Source organism: Bacillus sp. 16GRE42 (assembly GCF_019837435.1).
In the GTDB taxonomy this organism is placed as follows: Bacteria; Bacillota; Bacilli; order Bacillales; family Bacillaceae_G; genus Bacillus_A; species Bacillus_A wiedmannii.
Genome location: NZ_JADAXF010000003.1, coordinates 618778 through 644579 on the forward strand (window position 1 = coordinate 618778; position 25802 = coordinate 644579).

At 35.4% G+C, this 25802-nt stretch carries 19 protein-coding genes; 15 read left to right on the forward strand and 4 right to left on the reverse strand.

Going from position 1 to position 25802, the window contains the following annotated elements; genetic code table 11:
- Position 1 precedes the first annotated feature (1 nt).
- Positions 2-1159: an exonuclease SbcCD subunit D gene (locus tag ILS93_RS19645; RefSeq protein WP_098102830.1), complete on the forward strand. Its 1158-nt coding sequence runs from the start codon at positions 2-4 to the stop codon at positions 1157-1159.
- Positions 1156-4245, forward strand: coding sequence for an AAA family ATPase (locus ILS93_RS19650; RefSeq protein ID WP_222661144.1), 3090 nt, complete (start codon positions 1156-1158; stop codon positions 4243-4245). The genes ILS93_RS19645 and ILS93_RS19650 overlap by 4 nt, the downstream gene beginning before the upstream one ends.
- Before the next feature lie 123 nt (positions 4246-4368).
- Here ILS93_RS19650 and ILS93_RS19655 read toward each other — a convergent pair whose 3' ends face one another.
- Complete coding sequence (locus ILS93_RS19655) at positions 4369-4542, reverse strand: hypothetical protein (protein WP_064477291.1); 174 nt, start codon at positions 4540-4542, stop codon at positions 4369-4371.
- A gap of 330 nt (positions 4543-4872) precedes the next feature.
- Here ILS93_RS19655 and ILS93_RS19660 point away from each other — a divergent pair, with 330 nt between their 5' ends.
- Entirely contained in the window at positions 4873-5172 is a 300-nt protein-coding gene (locus ILS93_RS19660) for an ArsR/SmtB family transcription factor (protein ID WP_064477290.1), read from the forward strand.
- Positions 5173-5230: 58 nt separating this feature from the next.
- On the opposite strand, the gene ILS93_RS19665 is transcribed toward ILS93_RS19660, so the two are convergent.
- Positions 5231-5416 (reverse strand): YkvS family protein, encoded by a 186-nt coding sequence (locus tag ILS93_RS19665; RefSeq protein ID WP_000646787.1) that lies wholly within the window; start codon positions 5414-5416, stop codon positions 5231-5233.
- Positions 5417-5905: 489 nt separating this feature from the next.
- On the opposite strand from ILS93_RS19665, the gene ILS93_RS19670 reads away from it, so the two are divergent.
- From ILS93_RS19670 to ILS93_RS19715, 10 genes are all read left to right on the forward strand, one after another.
- Positions 5906-7108 (forward strand): L-lactate MFS transporter, encoded by a 1203-nt coding sequence (locus ILS93_RS19670; protein WP_064477288.1) that lies wholly within the window; start codon positions 5906-5908, stop codon positions 7106-7108.
- A 637-nt stretch (positions 7109-7745) separates the two neighbouring features.
- Positions 7746-8531 (forward strand): 2,3-dihydro-2,3-dihydroxybenzoate dehydrogenase, encoded by a 786-nt coding sequence (gene dhbA, locus ILS93_RS19675; RefSeq protein WP_064477287.1) that lies wholly within the window; start codon positions 7746-7748, stop codon positions 8529-8531.
- 26 nt (positions 8532-8557) lie between these two features.
- Positions 8558-9757 carry an isochorismate synthase DhbC gene (gene dhbC / locus ILS93_RS19680; protein ID WP_098102828.1) on the forward strand — a complete coding sequence of 400 codons (1200 nt, stop codon included), beginning with the start codon at positions 8558-8560 and terminating at the stop codon, positions 9755-9757.
- Positions 9758-9769: 12 nt separating this feature from the next.
- Entirely contained in the window at positions 9770-11386 is a 1617-nt protein-coding gene (locus ILS93_RS19685) for a (2,3-dihydroxybenzoyl)adenylate synthase (protein WP_088046890.1), read from the forward strand.
- 30 nt (positions 11387-11416) lie between these two features.
- Positions 11417-12310: an isochorismatase family protein gene (locus tag ILS93_RS19690; RefSeq protein ID WP_064477284.1), complete on the forward strand. Its 894-nt coding sequence runs from the start codon at positions 11417-11419 to the stop codon at positions 12308-12310.
- A gap of 33 nt (positions 12311-12343) precedes the next feature.
- Positions 12344-19504 (forward strand): amino acid adenylation domain-containing protein, encoded by a 7161-nt coding sequence (locus ILS93_RS19695; protein WP_098102827.1) that lies wholly within the window; start codon positions 12344-12346, stop codon positions 19502-19504.
- Complete coding sequence (locus tag ILS93_RS19700) at positions 19501-19725, forward strand: MbtH family protein (RefSeq protein WP_000184070.1); 225 nt, start codon at positions 19501-19503, stop codon at positions 19723-19725. The genes ILS93_RS19695 and ILS93_RS19700 overlap by 4 nt, the downstream gene beginning before the upstream one ends.
- Positions 19725-21167 (forward strand): MDR family MFS transporter, encoded by a 1443-nt coding sequence (locus tag ILS93_RS19705; protein WP_088046888.1) that lies wholly within the window; start codon positions 19725-19727, stop codon positions 21165-21167. The genes ILS93_RS19700 and ILS93_RS19705 overlap by 1 nt, the downstream gene beginning before the upstream one ends.
- A 63-nt stretch (positions 21168-21230) precedes the next feature.
- Positions 21231-21980, forward strand: a complete 750-nt coding sequence (gene sfp, locus ILS93_RS19710; RefSeq protein ID WP_000573029.1) for a 4'-phosphopantetheinyl transferase Sfp — start codon at positions 21231-21233, stop codon at positions 21978-21980.
- Between the two features lie 35 nt (positions 21981-22015).
- Positions 22016-22558 (forward strand): hypothetical protein, encoded by a 543-nt coding sequence (locus tag ILS93_RS19715; RefSeq protein WP_000959141.1) that lies wholly within the window; start codon positions 22016-22018, stop codon positions 22556-22558.
- A 37-nt stretch (positions 22559-22595) separates the two neighbouring features.
- On the opposite strand, the gene ILS93_RS19720 is transcribed toward ILS93_RS19715, so the two are convergent.
- Positions 22596-22868, reverse strand: a complete 273-nt coding sequence (locus ILS93_RS19720) for an HU family DNA-binding protein (RefSeq protein ID WP_001043960.1) — start codon at positions 22866-22868, stop codon at positions 22596-22598.
- Positions 22869-23072: 204 nt separating this feature from the next.
- On the opposite strand from ILS93_RS19720, the gene ILS93_RS19725 reads away from it, so the two are divergent.
- Entirely contained in the window at positions 23073-23840 is a 768-nt protein-coding gene (locus ILS93_RS19725) for a DUF3891 family protein (RefSeq protein ID WP_000577278.1), read from the forward strand.
- A gap of 14 nt (positions 23841-23854) precedes the next feature.
- The gene (locus ILS93_RS19730) at positions 23855-24379 is read left to right on the forward strand and encodes a DinB family protein (protein ID WP_000666442.1); all 525 of its coding nucleotides are present in this window, start codon (positions 23855-23857) and stop codon (positions 24377-24379) included.
- 100 nt (positions 24380-24479) lie between these two features.
- On the opposite strand, the gene ILS93_RS19735 is transcribed toward ILS93_RS19730, so the two are convergent.
- On the reverse strand, positions 24480-25673 hold the full coding sequence (locus tag ILS93_RS19735; protein WP_000790928.1) for a S8 family peptidase: 1194 nt from the start codon (positions 25671-25673) through the stop codon (positions 24480-24482).
- Positions 25674-25802: the final 129 nt, after the last annotated feature.

Below are 25802 nucleotides of genomic sequence, written 5' to 3' on the forward strand. Positions count from 1 at the left end.
TATGAAGTTATTTCATACAGCGGATTGGCATTTAGGAAAGCTCGTTCATGGCGTGTATATGACTGAAGATCAAAAGATTGTATTAGATCAGTTTGTACAAGCTGTTGAAGAAGAAAAACCAGATGCGGTAATTATTGCAGGGGATTTATATGACCGAGCAATTCCACCTACGGAAGCAGTAGACTTATTAAATGATGTTTTACAAAAAATAGTGATTGATTTACAAACACCAGTTATCGCGGTTGCAGGAAACCATGATAGTCCAGATCGTATTCACTTTGGAAGTAGTTTAATGAAGAAACAAGGATTATTTATTGTGGGGCAATTTCAATTTCCATATGAGCCAATTATATTAAATGATGAATATGGCGAGGTTCACTTCCATCTCGTTCCATATGCGGATCCAAGCATAGTTAGACATGTTTTGAAAAACGAAGATGTACGTTCTCATGATGATGCGATGCGTATTTTTATGAATGAGCTTTCTGAAACGATGGATAAAGAAGCAAGACATGTATTTGTTGGTCATGCATTTGTAACTTCTGCGGGAGAAGCGGAAGAGAATACAAGTGATGCAGAACGATCACTTTCAATTGGTGGTGCTGAATACGTAAATAGTCATTATTTTGATAAGTTTCATTACACAGCGCTTGGACATTTACATCAAGCGCATTTCGTACGTAATGAGACAGTTCGATATTCAGGTTCTCCACTTGCATATTCTATTTCTGAAGAAAAACATAAAAAAGGATATTATATTGTGGAACTGGACGAGCAAGGTGAAGCAACAATTGAAAAAAGGTTACTTGCACCACGTCGTAAAATTCGAACAGTAGAAGCGAAAATAGATGAATTATTACAACATCCAGTAAGTGAAGATTACGTGTTTGTAAAATTATTAGACGAAAATCCTGTCTTGCAGCCAATGGAAAAAATACGCTCTGTATATCCAAATGCAATGCATGTTGAAAGATCTATTCAAAGACGAGAGTTCACAGAGTCAAATGAAGTAACTGTTTCAAGACATAAAACGGATGATTTATCGTTATTAAAGGCTTTTTATAAAGAAATGAAAGGCTTAGATTTATCAGAAGAGAAAGAACGTCTATTTGTAGAAGTACTACAAACAGTGCAAGAACGGGAAGGTGAACGAGGATGAGACCGATTCAGCTAATTATGACAGCATTTGGGCCATATAAACAGAAAGAAGTAATCGATTTTAACGATCTTGGAGATCATCGTATTTTCGCCATTTCTGGGAATACAGGAGCTGGAAAGACAACGATTTTTGATGCGATTTGTTATGTGTTATATGGTGAGGCAAGCGGAGAAGAACGTAGTGATACGAGCATGCTTCGCAGTCAATTTGCTGATGATAATATGTATACAAGTGTAGAACTAACCTTTCAGTTAAAAGGGAAACGTTATGAAATAAAACGACAACTTGGACATAAAAAACAAGGGAACAAGACAATTACGGGACATGCAGTAGAACTATATGAAGTGATTGATGAAGAAAATGTTCCAGCTGTTGATCGTTTCCATGTAACGGATGTAAATAAAAAAGTGGAAGATTTAATTGGTTTAAGTAAACATCAATTTAGCCAAATTGTTATGTTACCACAAGGGGAATTCCGAAAACTATTAACATCTGAGACAGAAAACAAAGAAGAAATTTTACGTCGAATTTTTAAAACGGATCGTTATAAGTTAATGCGTGAGTTACTTGATCAAAAACGAAAACAATGGAAAGACGTTTTACAAGAAAAGCAGAAAGAGCGAGAGTTATACTTCCGTAATGTTTTTAAATTACCAATCCGCGATGGAGCATTATTAGAGACATTAGTGGAACAAGAACATGTAAACACGCATCAAGTAGTAGAAGCATTAGAACAAGAAACAGCTGCGTATAAGGTAGAGGTTGAGCAATTACAACTAGAACAAGATGTTCAAACGAAGCAATTAAAAGATGCTGAAACTCGTTTTCATACAGCGAAATCTGTAAATGAGAAATTTATAGATTTACAACAAAAGAATGAGAAATATAATACTTTACAAGGAAATCGTACCGTTATTGAAATGAAAGAAACATCTTTTAAACGTGCGGAAGAAGCGAAGCGCTTATTACCATTTGAACAATGGTATGAAGAAGCAATGCAAAATGAGCAGAAGGCTGAAAGTTTGTTAAAACAAATAATCGCCAAAAAAGAAAATATAACGAGTAGCTTTGAACTTGCTCAGGAGAAATATGAAGCAGTAAAGAATAAAGAACCTGAGAGAGAAAATGCAAAAAAACTTGTTCAAAGATTAGAAGAGTTACAACCGATTATTGCATCATTGGCTGAGAAACAATTGAATTTAAAAAATGCAGAACTTCAAGTAGGGAAACTAAAAGAAAGTATGCAAAACTTAGATCGACAATTAGAGGAGCATACAAATCAAAAACAGCTAATGTCTGGTGAATTACAGCAATTAGAACGAGCACTTGAGCAATATGTAGCTAAAGTAGAAGAACTAACGAATATGCGAGAAGATGCAAAAGTTTTAAAGCAAGCATATGATGTTTGGCAAGAAAAACAAAAATTCGAGAACGAAAAAGAAGCGGCATACAATAAGATGCAAATGGCAGTGAACGCATATGAAAATATGGAACGCCGCTGGTTAAGTGAACAAGCTGGTATATTAGCTCTTCATTTACATGATGGTGGATCTTGTCCAGTATGCGGTAGTACGAACCATCCGAAAAAAGCTACAGAACAAAGTAATGCGATCGATGAAAAAGAGTTAAATGATTTAAGAGACAAGAAGAATATTGCTGAAAAGTTACATGTTCAATTAGAGGAGAAATGGAATTTCTATCATCTTCAATATGAGCAGGTAATAGAAGATGTTAAGAAGCGAGGCTATCGCTCGGAAGAATTAGTTGAAACATATAGTGCGCTTGTTCAAAAGGGAAAGCAATTAGCAACTGAAGTGAATACGTTAAAAGCAAGCGAAGAAACGCGTAAGCAAACTGCTGTGAATATAAAAAGCGTAGAAGAAAAAATAGATGCACTTCAAAAGCAAAAGCGTGAGGTAGAAACAGAGCAGCACCGTATAGAAATGGAGTGTATGCAGCTTCGTACGTCATATGAACATGATAAGAAAAATATTCCTGAAAACTTACAAACAGTCCAAGCTTGGAAAGTCCAGTTTGACCAAGCTATGCATGAACTCAAATTAATGGAGGACGAATGGAAGAAAGTGCAGGAAGCGTATCAACATTGGCAAAATGAAAATATACGAATTCAAGCAGAACAGGAAAGTGCTTCTAATCAATTTGAAGGTACAAAATTAAAGAAAGAAGAGACGTTTACGCGCTTTATGAAAGAGCTTGAACAGAGCGGATTTACAGATCAATCCACGTATAAAGAAGCTAAATTAAGTGATATTGAGATGGAGATGTTACAAAAAGAAATTCAAAGTTATTATTCATCTCTTGAAGTGCTTGCAAAACAAATTGAAGAGTTACATGCTGAATTAAAAGATAAAGAGTACATGGATATTACGGCGTTAGGTGAACACATAATAGAATTACAAATTAATCTCGATATAATAAAAGAAAAACGCCAACGTGCGCAAACTGCGGTAACATATATTTCTGATTTACATGAAAACATTAGACGAATTGATGAACAAATTCATGAGGAAGAAAAAGCTTTCCAAGAACTTGTTGATTTATATGAAGTAATGAAAGGTGATAACGAAAGCCGTATATCATTTGAACGTTACATCTTAATTGAGTATTTAGAACAAATTGTTCAAATTGCAAACGAACGATTACGTAAATTATCAAATGGACAATTTTATTTAAAACGAAGTGAACGAGTTGAGAAGAGAAATCGTCAAAGTGGATTAGGCTTAGATGTATACGACGCATATACAGGTCAAACACGCGATGTAAAAACATTATCTGGCGGTGAGAAATTTAATGCATCACTTTGTTTAGCGCTTGGAATGGCAGACGTCATTCAATCGTATGAAGGTGGTATTTCCATCGAAACGATGTTTATCGACGAAGGTTTTGGTTCATTAGATGAGGAGTCATTAACAAAAGCAGTTGACGCCTTAATTGACTTACAAAAATCAGGCCGATTTATCGGTGTTATTTCACACGTTCAAGAGCTGAAAAACGCAATGCCGGCTGTGTTAGAAGTAACGAAGCAGAAGGATGGGTGTAGTCAGACTAGGTTTGTGGTGAAGTAAGTTCAATTGTAATTCATGCACAAAGTATTGTTTGCGATTTTCTAGTAAAGAACTTATGAACAAACAAATGCCGTCTCTTTTTAGAGACGGCATTTGTTTGTTATTCAGAATTAAATAATTCACCTAAGAGTTATCTGTAGAAGGCGGTGTATTTTCCAAGCGATTATACGTTTTAAAGGCCGAAATTGCCGAGATAACACCACCGACTAAAAATAAAGCTGATCCACCGACCAATATGATACGACTGACATATGTTTCGTGCGCTTCTTCAACTTCTTCTTGTAACATTGTTGGCATTTGAAATCCCCCTAAACAACATTTATTTTGTAGATAGTATATACAAACGCCTAAAATATGTTAAAATCACTGGATAGTATTATGAGGATGTATATAGTTAGATGTGAATTGTTTGAAAAATCTTCATTACAAATTTATGCTAACTTCACATAGAGCACATATTAAAATTGTATTATGTATATGTACCAAATAAATAAAGTGAATTGTATTTCGTTCTGTTTTTAAAAATTTAAAATTCTATTATTTTTATATAAAGGTTTCACATCGGAGTTTTAAATATTTTGGAAATAGATCTAAATAAGAGGAATTCATATAAAAGGGGAATGTCTTATGACAACATATACGAATGAAATGAGAAAAAGTTTAGTTTCAGAAGAAGATGTAGATATTTTAAAAATCATGGCGCATCCAATCCGATTACAAATTGTAAATGAATTAAGTACGAGAAAAACTTGTAACGTAACACAATTAACAGAATTACTAAATATTCCACAATCGACTGTTTCGCAACATTTATCAAAAATGAAAGGTAAAGTGTTACGAGCTGAGCGAAGAGGTTTAGAAATTTATTATCATATTAATAATTTAAAAGCGAGTAAGATTGTAAGTGTTTTAGGATATATAAACTAATGAAGTGTTTTCATATAAAATAGCCGCTGCTGGTGAGCAGGGGCTATTTTTTGTTGTTTTATGTATTCGCATTTAAAATTTTATAGTTTTTATGATTTACAATTGTTCGATCAAATTCAAAAGTACCACCGCTTACATCTGTAATTTCAACTAAGACCGATTCAGTATAAAGTTTTAGTACAGATCCCGTAATTTTTAAATTATTTCGTTGAAAAAGTATAGTATCGCCTACGTTTGCTTTCATAGTACCTCCTCATTAAAGACAGAAATATTTTTTTATTATATATATTAAACCACGTAAAGCTATATTAGTGAATATTTAGTTTTATTTTTTTAAAAAATATTTGTTGTTTTATTGATAAATAAAACTAAAGTACATCGTAGTGTAAAAAGTGTTTTTTTCTGTTTGTATAGGAAAATCAAAATTTTGCAATCTAGCCATCATATAAATTGAGACATAATTTTTATAAAAGAAGATGATAAAACCGCTGTAAGTCGTATTGATGCAAAACATTATAATAGCTACTTACGTATTTAATAATTCGTTTTTTGTATTTCGACCTTCGTTTTCTGTAACTGATTCCATATTTTTGACGCTCTATCTTGTAAGTGCTTACATAATCAGGGACATCTTATACAATGAAGGTGTTAAATCAAATGAGGTGGCCAATATGAACATAAAAAAAGAAAATTTAGCGAATAGCATTGAAATAGAAAGAGGAGGCGGAATGATATGAAAAAATCAAATGTTAATCCATGGCTTGTTGTCCTTGGCACAGTCATAGTACAAATGGGACTTGGGACGATATATACATGGAGTTTATTCAATCAGCCTTTAGTTAGTAAATATGGTTGGAGTCTAAACGCTGTTGCTATAACTTTCTCAATTACTAGTCTTTCCTTAGCGTTTTCAACTTTATTTGCGAGTAAATTGCAAGAAAAGTGGGGACTTCGAAAACTTATTATGATAGCTGGACTAGCGTTAGGACTAGGATTAATACTTAGTTCACAAGCTTCCTCATTATTATTGCTTTATGTACTAGCAGGGGTTGTTGTAGGTTATGCAGATGGTACAGCATATATCACTTCACTATCCAATTTAATAAAGTGGTTTCCAAAGCGTAAAGGTTTAATTGCTGGTATTTCTGTCTCTGCATATGGTTCGGGTAGCTTAATCTTTAAATATATTAACGCACAGTTAATTGAATCAGTTGGTGTATCACAAGCGTTTATATACTGGGGTTTAATTGTTACAGCTATGATTGTCCTTGGCGCTTGTTTAATCCATCAAGCTGCAGATCAAGGAGCAGTTCATGAAACAAAAACTCAGGAATATACAACGAAAGAAATGTTAGGCACAAAACAAGTATACTTATTATTTATTATGTTATTTACATCATGTATGAGTGGCTTATACTTAATTGGTATGGTAAAAGACATTGGTGTTCAACTTGTAGGGCTTAGCGCAGCGACAGCAGCTAATGCGGTGGCTATGGTTGCAATCTTCAATACATTAGGTCGTATTATTTTAGGACCGTTATCAGATAAAATTGGCCGTTTAAAAATCGTTACTGGTACATTTGTTGTTATGGCAGCTTCAGTCTTGGTTTTAAGTTTCGTAGATTTAAATTATGGTATCTACTTCGTATGTGTAGCAAGCGTAGCGTTTTGCTTTGGTGGAAATATCACTATTTTCCCAGCTATCGTTGGTGATTTCTACGGTATGAAAAACCATAGTAAGAACTACGGAATTGTGTATCAAGGATTTGGATTTGGAGCACTTGCAGGTTCCTTTATCGGTGCTCTTCTAGGTGGATTCAAACCAACCTTCACGGTGATCGGTGTATTATGTGTCGTATCATTTGTTATCGCAATATTAATTCAAGCACCTAAGCAGAAAAAAGAAAAAGAAGAAGAGTATCGCAGTGTAGCATAAGTATATAAATCTTCTATCACACTATAAATACGAAAAAGCATCCTATTAAATAGGGTGCTTTTTTATGAATGGTTGTAACGAAGTTATATAATTTTTGGGATTTTTTGAGACAAAAAAGTTAGTGAAATACCAATTTGGATTATATTGGAATATTGAAAAATGATACATCATATTCGAAATACGAATTAAATCTTAAATTATAAACAAGACATACATTAGTAATTGCAAGATATATTTTATCGGTATTTTCAGAAAAATATTGAGAAAATATGTACTTGAGTTTTTGATAAGGCTTTGTAAATGAAGGTATCTACAGTTAATCTTCTACAAGTTTAAAAAGAGGGGGATGAATTAAATGTGTAATGTAAGTACTTATTAATGCTTTTAGATGTAATTGTATTGAGAATCACTAAAATGTTTTATCTGAAAAATAAAAATAGGTTGACAAGTTTATTGAGAAAGATTATCATTTCGGTGTAAGAATATTAAATGAAAAACATTATCAATGAATAATATTTTGATGAAAAGTACACTTGACCAATTAGTTTAGTAAGTGTATTATTTTTTACATCGATAATGATAATCGTTATCATTATTTGTTTAATTAGATTAATTTTCAAATGAAAGGATAGAGGAAATGAACATAGGGGAATTTGATAAGAAAACGGTTTTAGTAACTGGTGCAGCCCAAGGTATAGGTAGTGTTGTAGCAAACATGTTTTTAGAAAGAGGAGCTACAGTTATTGCGGCTGATCAAACTGAAGAGGGGTTAAACGTACTCTTAAATCAAAATGAATTAAATGAAACACGTGTGAAAACGTTTCGTTTAGATGTGAGTGATAGTGTCGCTGTTGAAGATATGGTAAAGAGTATTGAAAATGATATAGCACCGATAGATATATTAGTAAATGTTGCAGGAGTTTTACGTATGGGAGCAATTCACTCTTTAAGTGATGAAGATTGGAATAAAACATTCTCTGTAAATTCTACAGGAGTTTTCTATATGTGCCGAGCAGTAAGTAAATATATGATGCAAAGAAAGTCAGGGGCAATTGTTACAGTTGGTTCAAATGCAGCAAATACGCCCAGAATGGAGATGGCTGCGTATGCTGCATCAAAAGCTGCAACGACGATGTTTATGAAGTGTTTAGGATTGGAACTTGCAGCGTATAACATTCGCTGTAACTTAGTTTCTCCAGGTTCTACTGAAACTGAAATGCAAAGGTTACTATGGGCTGATGAGAATGGAGCAAAAAATATAATTGCGGGTTCTCAAGATACGTATAGACTCGGTATACCGTTACAAAAAATTGCACAGCCTTCAGAAGTTGCTGAAGCAGTATTGTTTTTAGCTTCAGATAAAGCGAGTCATATTACAATGCACAATTTATGTGTCGATGGCGGAGCTACATTAGGAGTTTAATAAAAAATTCAGGGGGTTACTATACTATGAATGAATTTACGGCTGTAAAGGAACTGTCAGAAAAATTACTAGAAGATTATAAGACTGAATCTTCATTCTTTTTTGCTTCACCAACTCGAACGATATTGACAGAAGGAGGATTTACTACAGTAAAGCATCGTGAAATTGAAAGTTTCCCAGAGCTTGTGCAAGCAGTATTACGTAATGCAAAACAAGCAGGAAATCCGAATCCTATCGTTGTCGGTGCCTTGCCATTTGATCGAAGAAAAGAAGTTCAACTTATCGTACCAGAATATAGTAGGATTTCCGAGTGTTTACAATTGGATACAACAAATCAGCTTGAAACACATGAGAACTTAACATTTGAAATGACGCCTGTACCAGATCCTGAAGTTTATATGAATGGTGTAAAGCAAGGGATTCAAAAAATAAAGGACGGCGATTTAAAGAAAATCGTTCTATCTAGATCGCTAGATGTTGAATCTTCCGAAAAGATTGATAAGCAAAAACTCCTTCGAGAATTAGCAGAGCATAATAAGCATGGTTATACATTTGCTGTGAATTTACCGGAAGATGAAAACGAGTGTAATAAGACATTAATTGGAGCAAGTCCTGAATTACTCGTTTCACGTAATGGTATGCAAGTTATTTCTAATCCGTTAGCTGGTTCAAGACCACGTAGTGATGATCCAGTAGAAGATAAGAGAAGAGCAGAGGAATTACTTTCTTCTCCGAAAGATTTACATGAACATGCGGTAGTAGTGGAAGCGGTTGCTGCTGCGCTTCGTCCATACTGTCATACATTACATGTTCCGGAAAAACCAGCCGTTATTCATAGTGAAGCGATGTGGCATTTGTCTACTGAAGTGAAAGGTGAACTAAAGGATCCAAATACTACTTCTTTGGAATTAGCAATTGCTCTTCATCCTACGCCAGCAGTTTGCGGTACGCCGATGGAAGAAGCGAGAGAGGCGATTCAAAAAATTGAGCCATTTGACCGTGAATTCTTTACAGGAATGCTAGGGTGGAGCGATTTAAATGGAGATGGTGAATGGATTGTTACAATTCGCTGTGCTGAAGTGCAGGAAAATACACTTCGATTATTTGCAGGAGCAGGAGTTGTTGCTGAGTCAAAACCAGAAGATGAGTTAGCAGAAACATCAGCTAAGTTCCAAACAATGCTGAAGGCTTTAGGATTAAGAGATAATTCGCTGAATCAAAAATAGGGGGAAGAAAGAATGTTAACAGGTTATACGGAATGGCCAGAAGAATTTGCAAATCGTTATCGAGAAGTAGGATGTTGGCCTGGAGAAACTTTTGGTTCGTTGTTAAGAGAACGTGCTGAAAAGCATGGAGATGAAATTGCGGTTGTAAGTGGTGATACGCAAATAACATATAGTGAGCTTGATAAAAAAGTAGATCGCTTAGCTGCAGGCTTACTGGATTTAGGAATAAAGCAAGAGGATCGAGTTGTAATCCAATTACCTAACATTATCGAGTTTTTCGAAATATGCTTTGCGCTATTTCGCATTGGGGCACTTCCTGTTTTTGCACTACCTTCACATCGAAGCAGTGAAATTAGTTATTTTTGCGAGTTTGGTGAGGCGAGTGCTTACGTTATTTCAGATAAGGCTCTCGGCTTTGATTACCGAAAACTAGCAAGAGAAGTAAAAGAAAAAGTGCCTACTTTACAACATGTAATCGTAGTAGGAGAAGAAGAAGAATTTGTGAGTATAAATGAACTTTACATGGATCCCGTTCCATTACCAGAAGTTCAGCCAAGTGATGTTGCGTTTCTCCAATTATCAGGAGGGACAACAGGACTTTCTAAATTAATTCCTAGAACACATGATGACTATATTTATAGTTTACGTGTTAGTGCTGAAATTTGTAATTTGAATGCAGATAGCGTCTATATGGCTGTTCTTCCAGTAGCACACAATTACCCGATGAGTTCGCCTGGTACATTTGGAACTTTCTATGCGGGTGGAAAAGTAGTGTTGGCAACTGGTGGTAGCCCAGATGAGGCATTTGCTCTTATAGAAAAAGAAAAAGTTACGATTACTGCTCTCGTTCCACCATTAGCAATGATTTGGCTTGATGCAGCTTCTTCTCGTAATAACGATTTATCGAGCTTAGAAGTGATTCAAGTAGGTGGTGCTAAGTTTAGCGCTGAGGTTGCAAAGCGCATACACCCTACATTTGGATGTACGTTACAGCAAGTGTTCGGTATGGCAGAAGGGTTAGTAAATTACACAAGATTAAATGATCCTGAAGAAATCATCATTCATACACAAGGGAGACCGATGTCTACATTCGATGAAGTAAGGGTCGTTGATGAAAATGATAACGATGTGAAACCTGGTGAAGTAGGTAGTTTATTAACACGAGGGCCATATACAATTCGTGGCTATTATAAAGCGGAAGAGCATAATGCAAGGTCATTTACTGAAGATGGATTTTATCGCACAGGTGATCTTGTAAAAGTAAATGAACAAGGTTACATCATTGTAGAAGGTAGAGATAAAGATCAAATTAACCGTGGTGGCGAGAAGGTTGCTGCTGAAGAAGTTGAAAATCATTTATTAGCACATGATGCAGTACATGATGTAGCCATTGTATCAATGCCTGATGATTATTTAGGGGAACGTACTTGTGCCTTTGTTATAGCTCGAGGACAAGCTCCAACAGTAAGCGAATTAAAAATGTTTTTAAGAGAACGGGGTATAGCGGCTTATAAGATTCCAGATCGAATTGAATTTATTGATTCATTCCCGCAAACAGGTGTTGGAAAGGTAAGCAAAAAAGAGTTACGTAAAGTCATTACTGAAAAACTTATTACGGTAAAACAATAAAAAATATAAAAATTGGAAGGAAGTGATTAGATGGCTATCCCATCTATTTCAGTATACAAAATGCCAGTTGAATCAGAACTACCAAAAAATAAAGTGAACTGGAAACCAGATCCGAAACGTGCGGTTCTTCTAATCCATGACATGCAAGAATATTTTCTTGATGCATATAGCGATAAAGAATCACCAAAAGTAGAACTTATTTCAAATATTAAGGTGATTAGAGAAAAATGTAAGGAACTTGGTATACCAGTTGTTTATACAGCACAACCAGGTGGACAAACGTTAGAACAACGAGGGTTATTACAAGATTTCTGGGGGGACGGTATTCCTGCTGGACCAGATAAAAAGAAAATTGTCGATGAACTTACTCCTGATGAGGATGATATATTCTTAACAAAATGGAGATATAGTGCATTTAAAAAGACAAATCTATTAGAAATCTTAAATAAACAGGGAAGAGATCAACTTATTATTTGCGGTATTTATGCGCATATCGGCTGCCTTTTAACAGCTTGCGAAGCATTTATGGATGGTATAGAGCCGTTCTTTGTAGCAGATGCAGTTGCTGATTTTTCATTAGAGCATCATAAACAAGCATTGGAGTATGCATCTAATAGATGTGCAGTAACGACATCAACAAACATACTGTTAAAAGATTTACAAAGTGTAAAAAGTGATGAGAGTGAAGGAATCACTATACAGGAAGTGCATGAACTAGTTGCACAACTACTTCGTGAGCCAGTAGTGAGTATTGATATTGATGAGGACTTACTAAATAGAGGACTTGATTCGGTCAGAATTATGAGTTTAGTAGAGAAGTGGCGTCGCGAAGGGAAAGAAATAACTTTTGCAGATTTAGCAGAACGTCCAACTGTTTCCGATTGGTACAGTTTACTATCTTCACAGACAGCACAGGTACTGTAACAAATAGACTACATAATAAAGGGGTAGTAAAGAATGCCTAATAGTCAAAAGCTTCGCCATTCGTTATCATCTGCGCAGACTGGTATGTGGTTTGCACAACAATTAGATCCGCTGAATCCGATTTATAATACTGGGGAATATGTTGAAATAAATGGAAATATTAATCAAGGAATTTTCGAATTAGCAGTACGTAAAGTTGTAATGGAAGTAGAAGCACTACATGTTCGTTTCGAAGAGGATGAAATTGGTCCGTGGCAAGTTATTGAGAAATCGTCAAATTTTCATATGCATTTTATTGACGTTCGTAAAGAAGAAGATCCTGAAGAGGCTGCTAAAGTATGGATGAAAAATGATTTATCTATGCCCGTGGATTTAAAAGAGGATAAATTATTTACTGAAGCACTTATTCAAGTGGAAAAAAATCGGTTCTTTTGGTATCAGCGCATCCATCACATTGTGATGGATGGCTATGGATTTTCACTTCTTAGCCAAAAGGTAGCGAGAGAGTATACAAAACTTATAGAAGAAACAAATAAGAAAGAGAAACCATTTGGTACTCTTTCAAAGATTGTACAAGAAGATATTGTATATCGTGAGTCGAAACAATTTCAGGAAGATCGTACTTTTTGGTTAGAGAAGTTTGCTGATGAACCAGAAGTTGTAAGTTTAGCAGAAAGAGCACCGAGAACATCAAATGGATTTTTACGGGAAACAGCTTATTTATCTAGTTCTAGTACGAAAACTTTACTAGAAGATATTAATGTTTCGTTAACAAGTTGGCCAGAATTCATTGTGGCTGTAACAAGTATTTATATACATAAGTTAACAGGTGCAAATGATATTGTTTTAGGTTTACCGATGATGGGGCGTCTAGGTAGTGCATCAATTCATACACCGAGTATGGTAATGAATTTAGTACCACTTCGTCTCACTGTAACTCCAAATATAACTATTACGGAATTATTACAGCAAGTTTCTAAAGAAATCCGAGACGTACGTCGTCATCATAAATATCGTCATGAGGAATTAAGAAGAGACTTAAAGTTACTAGGTGAAAATCAAAGGTTATTTGGGCCGTTAGTGAATGTTATGCCTTTTGATTACGGTCTTAACTTTGCTGGGAATCGTGGTATTACACATAATTTATCAGCAGGACCTGTCGATGATTTATCGATAAATGTTTATAAACGTTTCGATGAAAATGAGCTAATGATTCATTTTGATGCGAACCCGGAAGTATATAATGGCTCGGAACTAGCATTGCATAAAGAAAGATTTATGAATGTATTAGAATTAGTGATAAATGATTATGAAAAAGACGCGTCGATTGGAAGTATAAACATTACTCTTCCTGAAGAAAATCAAAAAGTTTTATTCGAATGGAATGAAACTAAAGAAGCGGAAGAGTTAATTTCTCTACCTATATTATTTGAAAAACAAGTACAAAAAAATCCAAATAAAATAGCAGTTACTTGTAATGGAATAAATCTTACGTATAAAGAGCTAAATGAACGAGCGAATGAACTAGCACACTATTTAGTAGAAGAAGGAATAGGGTCAAATCAGTTTGTAGCTTTAGTATTTCCAAGATCAACGGAAATGGTAGTTAGTATGCTAGCAGTATTAAAGGCTGGTGCAGCGTATTTACCGATAGATCCAGAATATCCAGCCGAGCGAATAAATTATATAGTAAATGATGCAAAACCAGCTTGTATTATAACGCATTTATCGGTTGCATCAACTTTAGTTATAGAAAATGATATAAAAAAGATCGAATTAAATAGTGAAAAAATGCAACTAGCGTTAAACACATATTCTCATATGAATCTACCATTTAGAAATGAAGAATCACTTTTAAAGCCTGCGTATACAATTTACACTTCAGGCTCAACTGGCAATCCAAAAGGTGTAATTGTTCCTATGAAAGCTTTAAGTAACTTTTTATTGTCCATGGATGATATGTTTTCATTACATGAAAATGATCATTTATTAGCAGTTACAACATTTGCGTTTGATATTTCTGCTCTAGAGATTTATTTACCTCTTGTTAGTGGTGCAAGTATAACAATCGCTCCAAAAGAGGTGATTCAAGAGCCTTCGGCGTTAACGGCATTGTTACAAGAAGAAAGAGTGACAATTATGCAAGCTACACCGACACTATGGCAGGCGTTAGTAACTGAATATCCAGAGAGGCTACAAGGACTAAATGTGCTCGTTGGTGGTGAAGCGCTTCCGGCCCATTTAGCAAATACATTAAAAGAATTAGGTTGCTCTATTACAAATTTATATGGACCAACTGAAACGACTATTTGGTCTACTTTCATGAACATCGATGAAAGGGAAAGTGGTATACCTCCTATTGGAAAGCCAATTTGGAGTACAGATGTGTATGTATTAGATGCAGGTTTACAACCAGTACCACCTGGAGTAATTGGTGAATTATATATTGCAGGGGAAGGGCTTGCGAACGGATATTTAGGAAAACCAGAGTTAACGGCTGAACGGTTTGTTGCAGATCCTTATGGAAAACCAGGGAAGCGCATGTACCGCACAGGTGATCTGGTAAAATGGCGTAACGATGGAGTGTTAGAGTACATGAGCCGCGCAGATCATCAAATTAAAATTCGTGGTTTCCGAATTGAATTAGCTGAAATTGAAATGGTATTACAACGACATGAATATATTCAACAAGCGGTAGTAATGGTACGAGAAGATCGCCCAAATGATAAACGAATCATTGCGTATATCGTTGCCGAAGGGAGTGAAGGGATTAACCTTTCAGAAATTCGTTCTTATGTTTCAGAAAGTTTAGCGAATTATATGGTGCCATCGGCATTTGTTGTGCTAGAAGAATTACCATTAACGCCAAATGGTAAGGTTGATAGAAAGAAATTACCTGCTCCTGATTTTAATGAAATGAATAAGGAGAGAGTTGCTAGAAATCCGAAAGAAGAAATATTATGTGATTTATTTGCAGAAGTACTTGGTGTTTCTCGCATTAGTATTGATGATAATTTTTTTGAAATGGGTGGCCATTCGCTTCTTGCATCTCGTCTAATGGCAAGAATCCGTGAAACGTTAAGTGTTGAATTAGGAATTGGAAAACTATTTGAATCGCCAACTGTTGCTGAACTTGCGAAACAATTGGATCAAGCAAAAACTGCAAGACCAGCTATTAAGAAAGTAAGTAGACCAAATGAAGTTCCACTTTCATTTGCGCAGCGCAGGTTATGGTTCTTAAATTGTTTAGAAGGTCCAAGTCCTACTTATAATATTCCATTAGTCATTCGTATTTCTGGAAAGTTGAACGAGGAATCATTGCAAGGTGCTTTTTATGATGTAGTTGAGAAACATGAAACGCTTAGAACGATTTTCCCTAACGTATTAGGTAGTTCCTATCAGAAAATTTTAGATATGGAAAATTTAAATCTAGAGATGATAATAACAAAAACATGTAAAGATGAATTAGAAAGTGTGCTTGTAGAGGCGGTAAGATATAGTTTTAACCTTGATGTTGAACCAGCAGTTCGTCTGCAACTATTTACAGTGAATGAAAACGAACATGTATTACTAATTCTATTGCACCATATTGTAGGGGATGGCTGGTCATTACAACCGTTAACGAGAGATTTTACAGCGGCATATAAAGCACGATGTCAAGGTAACAGAGTTCAGTTAGAGACACTTCCAGTTCAATACGCAGATTATGCACTTTGGCAACAACAGTTGCTTGGTGATGAAACTACACAAGAGAGTCTTATTTCAACACAATTAGAGTTTTGGAAGAAAGAGCTAGAAGGTTTACCAGATCAGCTGGAGTTACCTACAGATTACCAGCGTCCAATTGAAACGAGTTATCGCGGAGAAACAATTCATTTTCAAATAGATGCGGGTATGCATAGTAGGTTAGTAGAGCTTGCACGGAAAAACGGAGTTAGTTTGTTTATGGTGTTGCAAGCAGGACTTAGTGCGCTATTTACAAGATTAGGTGCAGGTACTGATATACCAATCGGTAGTCCGATTGCTGGAAGAAACGATGATGCACTCACTGACATAGTTGGTTTATTTGTAAATACATTAGTGTTACGTACAAATACATCAGGAGATCCAAGTTTTAAAGAATTATTAAATAGAGTGAAGCAGTCAAATCTTGCAGCTTATGAAAATCAAGATGTTCCATTTGAACGACTCGTTGAAGTGTTAAACCCAGTACGTACTCGAAATAGTCATCCGCTGTTTCAAGTTATGTTAGCTTTCCAAAATACGCCAGAAGCAACGTTTGATGCTCCGGATATAGAAGCGAACCTTGAAATTCAAAGCGTTGGTTCTGCGAAATTTGATCTAACATTTGAAATTAGCGAGAGTAACGGAGTTGATGGTACGCCAGACGGCTTAAACGGGTTACTAGAATTTAGTACGGATTTATATAAACGTGAAACGATTCAAAAATTGATTGAACGATTCATTTTGTTATTGGCTGATGCAGCGAAACATCCGGATCAATCAATTGGCACATTAGAAATATTAACTTTAGCAGAGAAAAATACAGTGTTAGAAAAGTGGAATGGTGGTTTTCAAATTGTACCAGAAATGACATTGCCACAATTATTTGAAAAGCAGGCTCATATAAATCCAAATTCTATTGCTGTCGTCTTTGAAGATGAAAAGTTAACTTATGAAGAGTTGAATAAAAAAGCGAATAAAATAGCTCGATTGCTAATTGCAAAAGGAGTTGGCCCTGATCAACTCGTTGCTTTAGCGATGCCGAGATCTTTAAATATGGTTGTAAGCTTACTAGCTGTTCTGAAAGCTGGTGCGGGATACCTTCCGTTAGATCCGGATTATCCGTCAGATCGTATTTCATTTATGCTCCACGATGCGAAACCATCATGTGTTTTAACAAATTCAGATGTGGAAATTGAATGTGATGAGGAACTGAAAATTTTAGTTGATGATGTGAAAGTAATAGGGGAAATTGAGAAATATAGTGAAGACAATATTGATGAAATGGAGCTCATGAAGCAGTTATCTCCTTCCCACATTGCGTATGTTATTTATACATCAGGCTCAACTGGTAGACCGAAAGGCGTTATGATACCTCATCAAAATGTAGTAAGACTTTTAGGCGCAACTGATCATTGGTTCCAATTTGACGAGAACGATGTATGGACAATGTTTCATTCATATGCTTTTGATTTCTCGGTTTGGGAAATTTGGGGACCTTTATTATATGGTGGGCGTTTAGTCGTAGTACCACATACTGTAAGTCGCTCACCGAAAGAATTTTTACAACTTCTTGTTAAAGAAAAGGTAACTGTTTTAAACCAAACTCCATCAGCGTTCTATCAATTGATGCAAGCAGATCGTGAAAATGAAGAAATTGGCCAAAAATTATCTTTACGATATGTTGTTTTTGGAGGAGAAGCACTTGAGCTAAGTCGATTAGAAGATTGGTATAGTCGACATTCTCATAACGCACCAAAACTTATTAATATGTACGGTATTACGGAGACGACAGTACATGTTAGTTATATTGAATTAGATGAAACAATCGTCTCTTTACGAGCAAATAGTTTAATTGGGTGTAGTATACCTGATCTTAAAGTGTATGTGTTAGACAACTATTTACAACCGGTGCCACCTGGAGTAGTTGGAGAAATGTATGTTGCAGGTGCAGGGCTTGCTCGTGGATATTTAGGAAGAGCAGGTTTAACTGCAGAACGTTTTATTGCAGATCCATTTGGTAAGCCAGGTACAAGAATGTATCGTACTGGAGACTTAGCACGTTGGCGTCAAGATGGGACGCTAGATTATATAGGACGTGCAGATCATCAAATAAAAATTCGTGGATTCCGAATTGAATTAGGGGAAATAGAAGCGGTAATAATGAAACATCCTAAAGTTGAGCAAGTAGCTGTTATTGTACGGGAAGATCAACCAGGGGATAAACGGTTAGTTTCTTATATCGTTGCATTAAATAATGAAATGATTGATACGAATGAAATGCGTAAGTATGCTGGAGGTAGTTTACCAGATTACATGGTTCCATACGCTTTTGTAGTAGTAAATGAGTTGCCTTTAACTCCAAACGGTAAATTAGATAGAAAGGCATTGCCGGCTCCAGAATTTATCACATCATCTTCTAGTCGTGGACCAAGAACACCGCAAGAAGAAATGTTATGTGACTTGTTTACAGAAGTTTTAAGTGTGCCGCAAATTGGAATTGATGACGGATTCTTTGATCTAGGTGGCCATTCACTTCTTGCAGTGCAGCTTATGAGTCGTATTAAAGAAGCACTTGGGGTTGAACTAAATATCGGAACTTTATTTGCCGCACCTACTGTTGCGGGTCTTGCTGAAAGACTTGAGGTCGGAAATGGACAAAGTGCACTTGATGTGTTGCTTCCATTACGAGCAAGCGGAGAACAACTACCACTATTTTGTGTACACCCAGCAGGTGGATTAAGTTGGTGCTATGCAGGACTTATGAAATCTTTAGGGACAGATTATCCAATCTACGGTGTCCAAGCACGTGGTATCGCTAAAAATGAAGAACTTCCAAGAAGTTTAGAGGAGATGGCGGCGGATTATTTAAAACACGTTCGTGAAGTACAGCCTCACGGACCATATCGGTTACTCGGTTGGTCGCTCGGAGGAAATGTTGTTCATGCAATGGCGGCGCAACTGCAAAATGAAGGAGAAGAAGTAGAATTACTCGTTATGTTAGATTCTTATCCAGGTCACTTCTTACCGAATACGGAAGCACCTACTGAAGAAGAAGCGTTAATCGCATTACTTGCTTTAGGCGGATACGATCCAGATAATATGGATGGTAAACCACTTACGATGGAAAGTGCAGTAGAAATACTTCGTAAAGATGGTAGTGCATTAGCAAGTCTTGAAGAAGAGACTATTTTGAACTTGAAAGAAACATATGTAAATTCGGTAGGATTGTTAGGGAAATATGTACCGAAAGTTTATAACGGAGATATTTTATTCTTTAGATCTACTGTTATACCAGACTGGTTTGATCCTATCTCTCCAAATACGTGGCTAAATTATTTAGATGGGCAAATTGTGCAACACGATATTGATTGTAGACATAAAGATTTATGTCAACCAGGACCACTTACAGAAATTGGACAAGTATTAGCGAAATATTTGCAGAATAAGAAAGGGGTAAGTACAGTATGACGAATCCGTTTGAAAATGATAATTACACATACAAAGTATTAAAAAATGAGGAGGGCCAGTATTCTCTCTGGCCTGTCTTTCTTGATGTACCTATTGGTTGGAATGTCGTACATGAAGAGGCTAGTAGGAATGATTGTTTACAATATGTTGAAAATAACTGGAAAGATTTGAATCCAAAAAGTAATCAAGTTGGCGAAAAAATATTAGTAGGAAAACGATAATGAAGGCAAAAATAAATCCAAAAATAGTTGTAAGTATCGTATATATAACAGCGATGTTTATGGCTGCGATGGATGCAACGATTGTGAATGTAGCACTCCAAACAATAAGTAAAGAACTACAAGTGCCTCCATCTGCAATGGGGACGGTTAATGTTGGGTATTTAGTTAGCTTAGCTGTTTTCCTTCCGATTTCTGGTTGGTTAGGAGATCGCTTCGGTACGAAAAGGGTATTTCTAACTGCTCTTTTCGTATTTACAACTGCGTCTGTATTATGTGGAATAGCGAACGATATTACTTCATTGAATATTTTTCGTATCATTCAAGGTGCTGGCGGGGGGCTTTTAACGCCAGTTGGGATGGCGATGTTATTCCGAACATTCTCACCAGAGGAAAGGCCGAAAATTTCACGGTTTATTGTGTTGCCAATTGCTGTCGCACCGGCAGTAGGACCAATTATTGGCGGTTTCTTTGTAGATCAAATGTCTTGGCGCTGGGCATTTTATATTAATGTACCGTTTGGAATCTTAGCGTTACTATTCGGTCTTCTATTTTTAAAAGAGCATATTGAAAAATCAGCTGGTCGCTTTGATTCTCTCGGTTTTGTTCTTTCAGCACCAGGATTTGCGATGCTTATTTATGCACTTAGCCAAGGACCATCAAAAGGCTGGGTTTCTCCAGAAATTATGAGTACTGGGATAGCTGGGATTGTACTCATTACATTGTTCATCATTGTAGAACTTAGAGTAAAGCAACCGATGTTAGATTTACGCTTATTAAAAGAACCAGTCTTTAGAAAAATGAGTCTTATTTCATTGTTTTCATCCGCTGGTTTACTAGGAATGTTATTTGTTTTTCCACTTATGTATCAAAATGTAATAGGAGTTTCCGCATTGGAATCAGGTCTTACGACATTCCCAGAGGCGATTGGGTTAATGATATCGTCACAGATTGTCCCATGGTCATATAAGAAATTAGGAGCTCGAAAGGTAATTTCTATTGGACTAATTTGTACGGCGATTATTTTTGTTTTATTAAGTTTTGTAAATCACGATACGAACCCATGGCAAATTCGGGCATTATTGTTTGGTATCGGTATTTTCTTAGGTCAGTCTGTTGGAGCAGTTCAATTTTCGGCATTTAATAATATCACGCCACCTTCTATGGGGAGAGCTACGACTATATTTAATGTGCAAAATCGATTAGGTTCAGCGATAGGAGTTGCAGTTTTAGCTAGTATACTAGCCGGTTTTGGAAATAATAGTGTACAAAATAATGCTCAGTCAGATTTCTTACCATATCAAGCTGCATTAATTGGATCAGCAATATTTTTACTTGTAGCATTACTATTTTCTTTACGTATTTCTGATAAAGAGGTAATGGCAAAGAAGAAGAAAAAGCCGTTACCTGTATTACAAAAAGAGAAAGAAGCTGTAAACGAATAAGTTAATAGCATGATAATATTTTTGAAATAAAGTGATATTCGTACTAAGAAGGAGAGAGTTTACATGATAGAGAGTAAAGTTGTAGATTCTGTACCAACTCTTAATGAGAATAGTTGTCAAATATGGTGGGCAAGAATTTCAGATTTACAATCAGGGCATTACAATTTACTAAACGATGTTGAACGAGAGAAAGCAAATTCATATCATCAATCGGCAGATCGTGCACGATTTATAATAGGTTGTGTAATTAGTAGATTAGTTCTTGGAAAGATCCTTTCTATGTCGCCAGTTCAAGTACCGATTGATCGAATGTGCCCTGTATGTAAGTTACAACATGGTAGACCACAATTACCAGAAGGAATGCCGCAAATATCTGTTTCACATTCGGGTGAGTGGGTTGTTGTTGCATTTACAAAGTCTGCACTTGTTGGCGTTGATGTTGAACAAATGAATCCAAATGTAGATGTTATGAAAATGGCAGAGGGCGTATTAACAGACATTGAAATAGCACAAGTTATGAAATTACCTAATGAACAGAAAATAGAAGGTTTTTTAACATATTGGACTCGAAAAGAAGCAGTACTAAAAGCGACAGGTGAAGGACTAATGATTCCGCCAGTACATATTACTGTGTCGGCTCCAAATGATCCTCCAAATTTGTTAGTTTTTAAGGATAGGCAAGAATTAGTAGAAAATACAATGATGGCAGATATAAGGCCTAGTGTAGATTATATGGCTTCAATTGCAATATTTAGTAAAGAAGTAACTGAAATCACACAGTTAGATGCAGTAGCGCTTTTAAATTATAAATAAGTTAAATAAAAAATCTTATAGAAGAGGTGTTCCTCATGTTAGTAGCGGAAAATAGAACAAATGAATTCACTTATAATGTACAAGCAATAAAAAATATTTTATTTTCTGGAGATACATCATCTATTCATGCATTAGAAAAGCTTTTGAATGATACAGTTCAGTTTGATGTTCTCGAACAAGAGGTACTTGATAGACAGTACATCCCAAAAGAAGCAAAGAATTTCTTTGATAAAAACGGAACATTTCTTTACCGTGTATCCAATGTTAGTTATAAAGGAAAAGTGTTATCTGAGAATCTAATTTTTGCGGACACTTCGTTTTTACCAAATACAATTAAGAGTGAATTAGAGAGTGGAAATATTCCAGTTGAAAAACTTATAGAAAAGATGGAAGTAAGAAGAAACGTACTATACGAAGGATATCAGCCATCTGGGAATATTATTGAATTGTTTGATGGATGCTCTGTTACGGCGAATGTGTATCCAACTAGAAAATATCAAATTGTAAGTAACTGCAAATGTATATTTTATATTTGTGAAGTGTATCATGCTGAGAATATAAAGGAATTACTTAAATAAAACAAGAAACCAGCCTATAAAATGGCTGGTTTCTTGTTTATTTAACAGCTTCTTTTAACTCTTTACCTGCTTTAAATGCTGGAACTTTACCGGCAGCGATTTGAATTTCTTCGCCAGTTTGCGGGTTACGTCCTGTACGAGCAGATCTTTCGCGCACTTCAAAAGTTCCAAAGCCGATTAATTGAACTTTATCGCCTGATTGTAATGCAGTAGCAATTGTGTCAAATACGGATTGTACCGCTGCAGAAGCTTCCTTTTGAGAAATATCAGCGGATTGTGCCACGTTTTTAACTAATTCTGTTTTGTTCATGTTTTCACCTCATAAAAAGTTTTTTAGAATGAATGTTTTAGTATAATGGATAGTATAGAGAAAGCTATTTATATGGTTAGAAAGAATACTATATAGTTATGTTAATTTCGTTGAAAGAGACTGAATCCCTGCTAATAATTAGGGATTAATTAAGAATTGATGTATAGAAAACGCTGTAATATGAGGATGAGGGGGAGAATATGAATGATTTTTCGTGAAAAGAATGAGAAAGAAAGTATATTAATTCGTCAACATGATCATGGTTTTTTAGCTGGAGAGATTGCAAAGCATATAAAAGAAGATTTTTTTGAAGATGAAACATACTTAAAAGAGACAATTGATGCAATATATGAGCATGATAGAGGATGGATAGAACTTGATAAAGTACCAATTTTGAATGATGCTAAAAATATTCCATATACATTTATGGATTGTCCAAGTTCATTGCGTTTTGTTTTTTATACGATTGGTTTGAATGAAATTGAAGATTCAAATCCATACGGAGCATTACTTTGTAGTAAACATTTTTTATCATTTCCATTAAATGATGAAGATGAAGAGATGCTTTCATTTTATACAGGGGAATTGGAACGACAAAAAAGAATATTGAAAACGTTAACAAAAGAACAATTTGCGATGTTCGATAAACATTATAGATTATTAAAGTTTTGCGATGAACTTTCTTTATATGTGTGTATGAATAAACCTGGCGTAGAAAAGACAGATGAAATTGATTTGTTTAAAGATGGTTTTGAAGGAACAGAAATGTTTAATAGTAAAGTGGAGAAACCTATTCAAGCTGAATGGGTGGACGAGGAAACAATTCGGATTACACCGTTTCCATTTCAAACGGAATTTCATACGTATGTAAATTATAAAACAATAAATAAACGTGAAATTGAAGAAAAAGGAATTGCAAAAGCTGATAGAGAATCGGAAATGGAGAAACAAAACATTCGTTTCGTACAATAAGGAGGCGATTTAGATTGAAAGAGTACATGTTAAAACAGGTGGATTACCATGCTTGGGCTAATATACGGTTATTCAATCGACTAAAAGAATTACCAAGCTATGAGACTATTTTTAATGAACAGATACAGAGTGTATTTCCATCAATTAAGGATACTTTTACGCATATTTATATTACAGATCAAGTGTGGTTACACGTATTGCATGGTAAAAGTATGAATGAAGCAATACAAGACCGAGAAAATTTACGCAAACAAATCGAAACTAAATCGTTACATGAATTAGAAAAAATGTTTGAAAACATGGCAAATCAATATAAAGACTTCTTAATTACAATACAAGACGTGAATGCTGTATTTGTTATTGAGAATCCATATGCAGGGAAATTAGAAACTTCAATTTTAGAGTTAGTACAACATGTTGTAAATCATGGGACATATCATAGAGGAAATATAACAGCGATGATCCGTCAACTTGGTCATTCATCGACAATGACGGATTTTGTGCTATATTTACATATGGTTAAAAAGCAGGGGGAGTAATATAGTTTGTAAGAAGGAGAGGCTTTAATTGTAGAAGTCTCTCCTTCTATTTTATTTCGTATTAATGATAGATCGACTGATTAAAGTTTTGCTTTATTTCTTAAGAAGCTTTATTTTCTTGTAATTGCTTAGCGTATTGTACAGCCTTATATGCATTGACTCTACCGTTTTTCCAGTACGTACCTGTACCACTAATTTTATCAGTAGTAGACTCAATAATTTGGCGGATTTGTGTATTGCTATATCCTTGATTTGCTAAAAGAGCAGCGACTCCTGCAACATGAGGTGTTGCCATAGATGTACCACTTAATGATTGATACGTGCTTCCTTTATATGTGGAATATATATTTGAACCTGGTGCTGCAACATCTACCCAGCTACCATAAGTAGAAAATGAAGATTTCTTATCTGATTGATCTGTAGAAGCAACTGCAATCACTTCGCTGTAATAAGCAGGGTAATTAGCTTTTGTATTTCCAGCATTTCCAGCAGCTGCAACTATAACAGAACCTTTATTCCATGCATATTGAACGGCTTGTTGTAATGCAGTACCACCATTTGGAGCTCCTAAACTTAAACTAATTACTTTTGCACCCGAATCAGCAGCTTCTCGAATACCTTGCGCTACAGCATCAAGAGTCCCACTTCCTTGATTATCTAATACGCGGACAGCATAAATTGAAGTTTGTGGGGCAACACCAGCAATTCCGACACTGTTATTCGTAAGTGCTCCAGTAATTCCAGCGCAATGTGTACCATGACCATTACCATCATCAGATGTATTGTCGTTATCAACATAATCATGCCCGTAAATTACTTTCAAAGCCAAATCAGGGTGTGAGCCTTGAACTCCTGTATCAATAATAGCTACTTTTACACCAGGATCACTTCGTTGGCTATCCCAAGCTTGTGGAGCTTGAATCTTTTGCAATCCATATTGATTTTTAAAATATGGGTCGTTTGGAGTCCAAAAGGCGTGAACGTAATAATTCGGTTCTGCATATTCTACATCTGGATTATTTTTATAACTCTTTATTTTTTCTTTTACAGTACCTTTCGAAAATTGAACGACTTCAAAACCTAACTTATCATCTTTAGATAAGACATTGGCTCCGACAGATTTATGAAAAGATTGCACATTACTTAAAGATGCATTTTGCTTGAACTTAACGATTAATTGGTTAGGAACGTAATCAGTAGATGATGTTTCAGCGCTTGAAGTATTCGTGTTAAAGAAGAAACCACCAATAATAAAAGATAAAACAGATAGGAAAACAATGATTTTGTTTTTCAAAAGATTTTTCCTCCCTTTTCTTGTATGAGTTTTTCAGCGACACTTTAATGTCGCATTCTTTTTCAACTATATAGTTAGACCATACGATTTATGACATTTATGTGAAAAACTTTTGGAGGAATAAAAAGG

Bases quoted from the DNA above. Each gene is read 5' to 3' on its own strand.
- ILS93_RS19705 (WP_088046888.1), top strand. From the start codon at position 19,725: ATGAAGGCAAAAATAAATCCAAAAATAGTTGTAAGTATCGTATATATA.
- ILS93_RS19655 (WP_064477291.1), bottom strand. From the start codon at position 4,542: ATGCCAACAATGTTACAAGAAGAAGTTGAAGAAGCGCACGAAACATAT.
- ILS93_RS19700 (WP_000184070.1), top strand. From the start codon at position 19,501: ATGACGAATCCGTTTGAAAATGATAATTACACATACAAAGTATTAAAA.
- ILS93_RS19650 (WP_222661144.1), top strand. From the start codon at position 1,156: ATGAGACCGATTCAGCTAATTATGACAGCATTTGGGCCATATAAACAG.
- ILS93_RS19645 (WP_098102830.1), top strand. From the start codon at position 2: ATGAAGTTATTTCATACAGCGGATTGGCATTTAGGAAAGCTCGTTCAT.
- ILS93_RS19685 (WP_088046890.1), top strand. From the start codon at position 9,770: ATGTTAACAGGTTATACGGAATGGCCAGAAGAATTTGCAAATCGTTAT.
- ILS93_RS19690 (WP_064477284.1), top strand. From the start codon at position 11,417: ATGGCTATCCCATCTATTTCAGTATACAAAATGCCAGTTGAATCAGAA.
- dhbC (WP_098102828.1), top strand. From the start codon at position 8,558: ATGAATGAATTTACGGCTGTAAAGGAACTGTCAGAAAAATTACTAGAA.
- sfp (WP_000573029.1), top strand. From the start codon at position 21,231: ATGATAGAGAGTAAAGTTGTAGATTCTGTACCAACTCTTAATGAGAAT.
- ILS93_RS19665 (WP_000646787.1), bottom strand. From the start codon at position 5,416: ATGAAAGCAAACGTAGGCGATACTATACTTTTTCAACGAAATAATTTA.
- ILS93_RS19670 (WP_064477288.1), top strand. From the start codon at position 5,906: ATGAAAAAATCAAATGTTAATCCATGGCTTGTTGTCCTTGGCACAGTC.
- ILS93_RS19725 (WP_000577278.1), top strand. From the start codon at position 23,073: ATGATTTTTCGTGAAAAGAATGAGAAAGAAAGTATATTAATTCGTCAA.
- ILS93_RS19720 (WP_001043960.1), bottom strand. From the start codon at position 22,868: ATGAACAAAACAGAATTAGTTAAAAACGTGGCACAATCCGCTGATATT.
- dhbA (WP_064477287.1), top strand. From the start codon at position 7,746: ATGAACATAGGGGAATTTGATAAGAAAACGGTTTTAGTAACTGGTGCA.
- ILS93_RS19660 (WP_064477290.1), top strand. From the start codon at position 4,873: ATGACAACATATACGAATGAAATGAGAAAAAGTTTAGTTTCAGAAGAA.
- ILS93_RS19715 (WP_000959141.1), top strand. From the start codon at position 22,016: ATGTTAGTAGCGGAAAATAGAACAAATGAATTCACTTATAATGTACAA.
- ILS93_RS19695 (WP_098102827.1), top strand. From the start codon at position 12,344: ATGCCTAATAGTCAAAAGCTTCGCCATTCGTTATCATCTGCGCAGACT.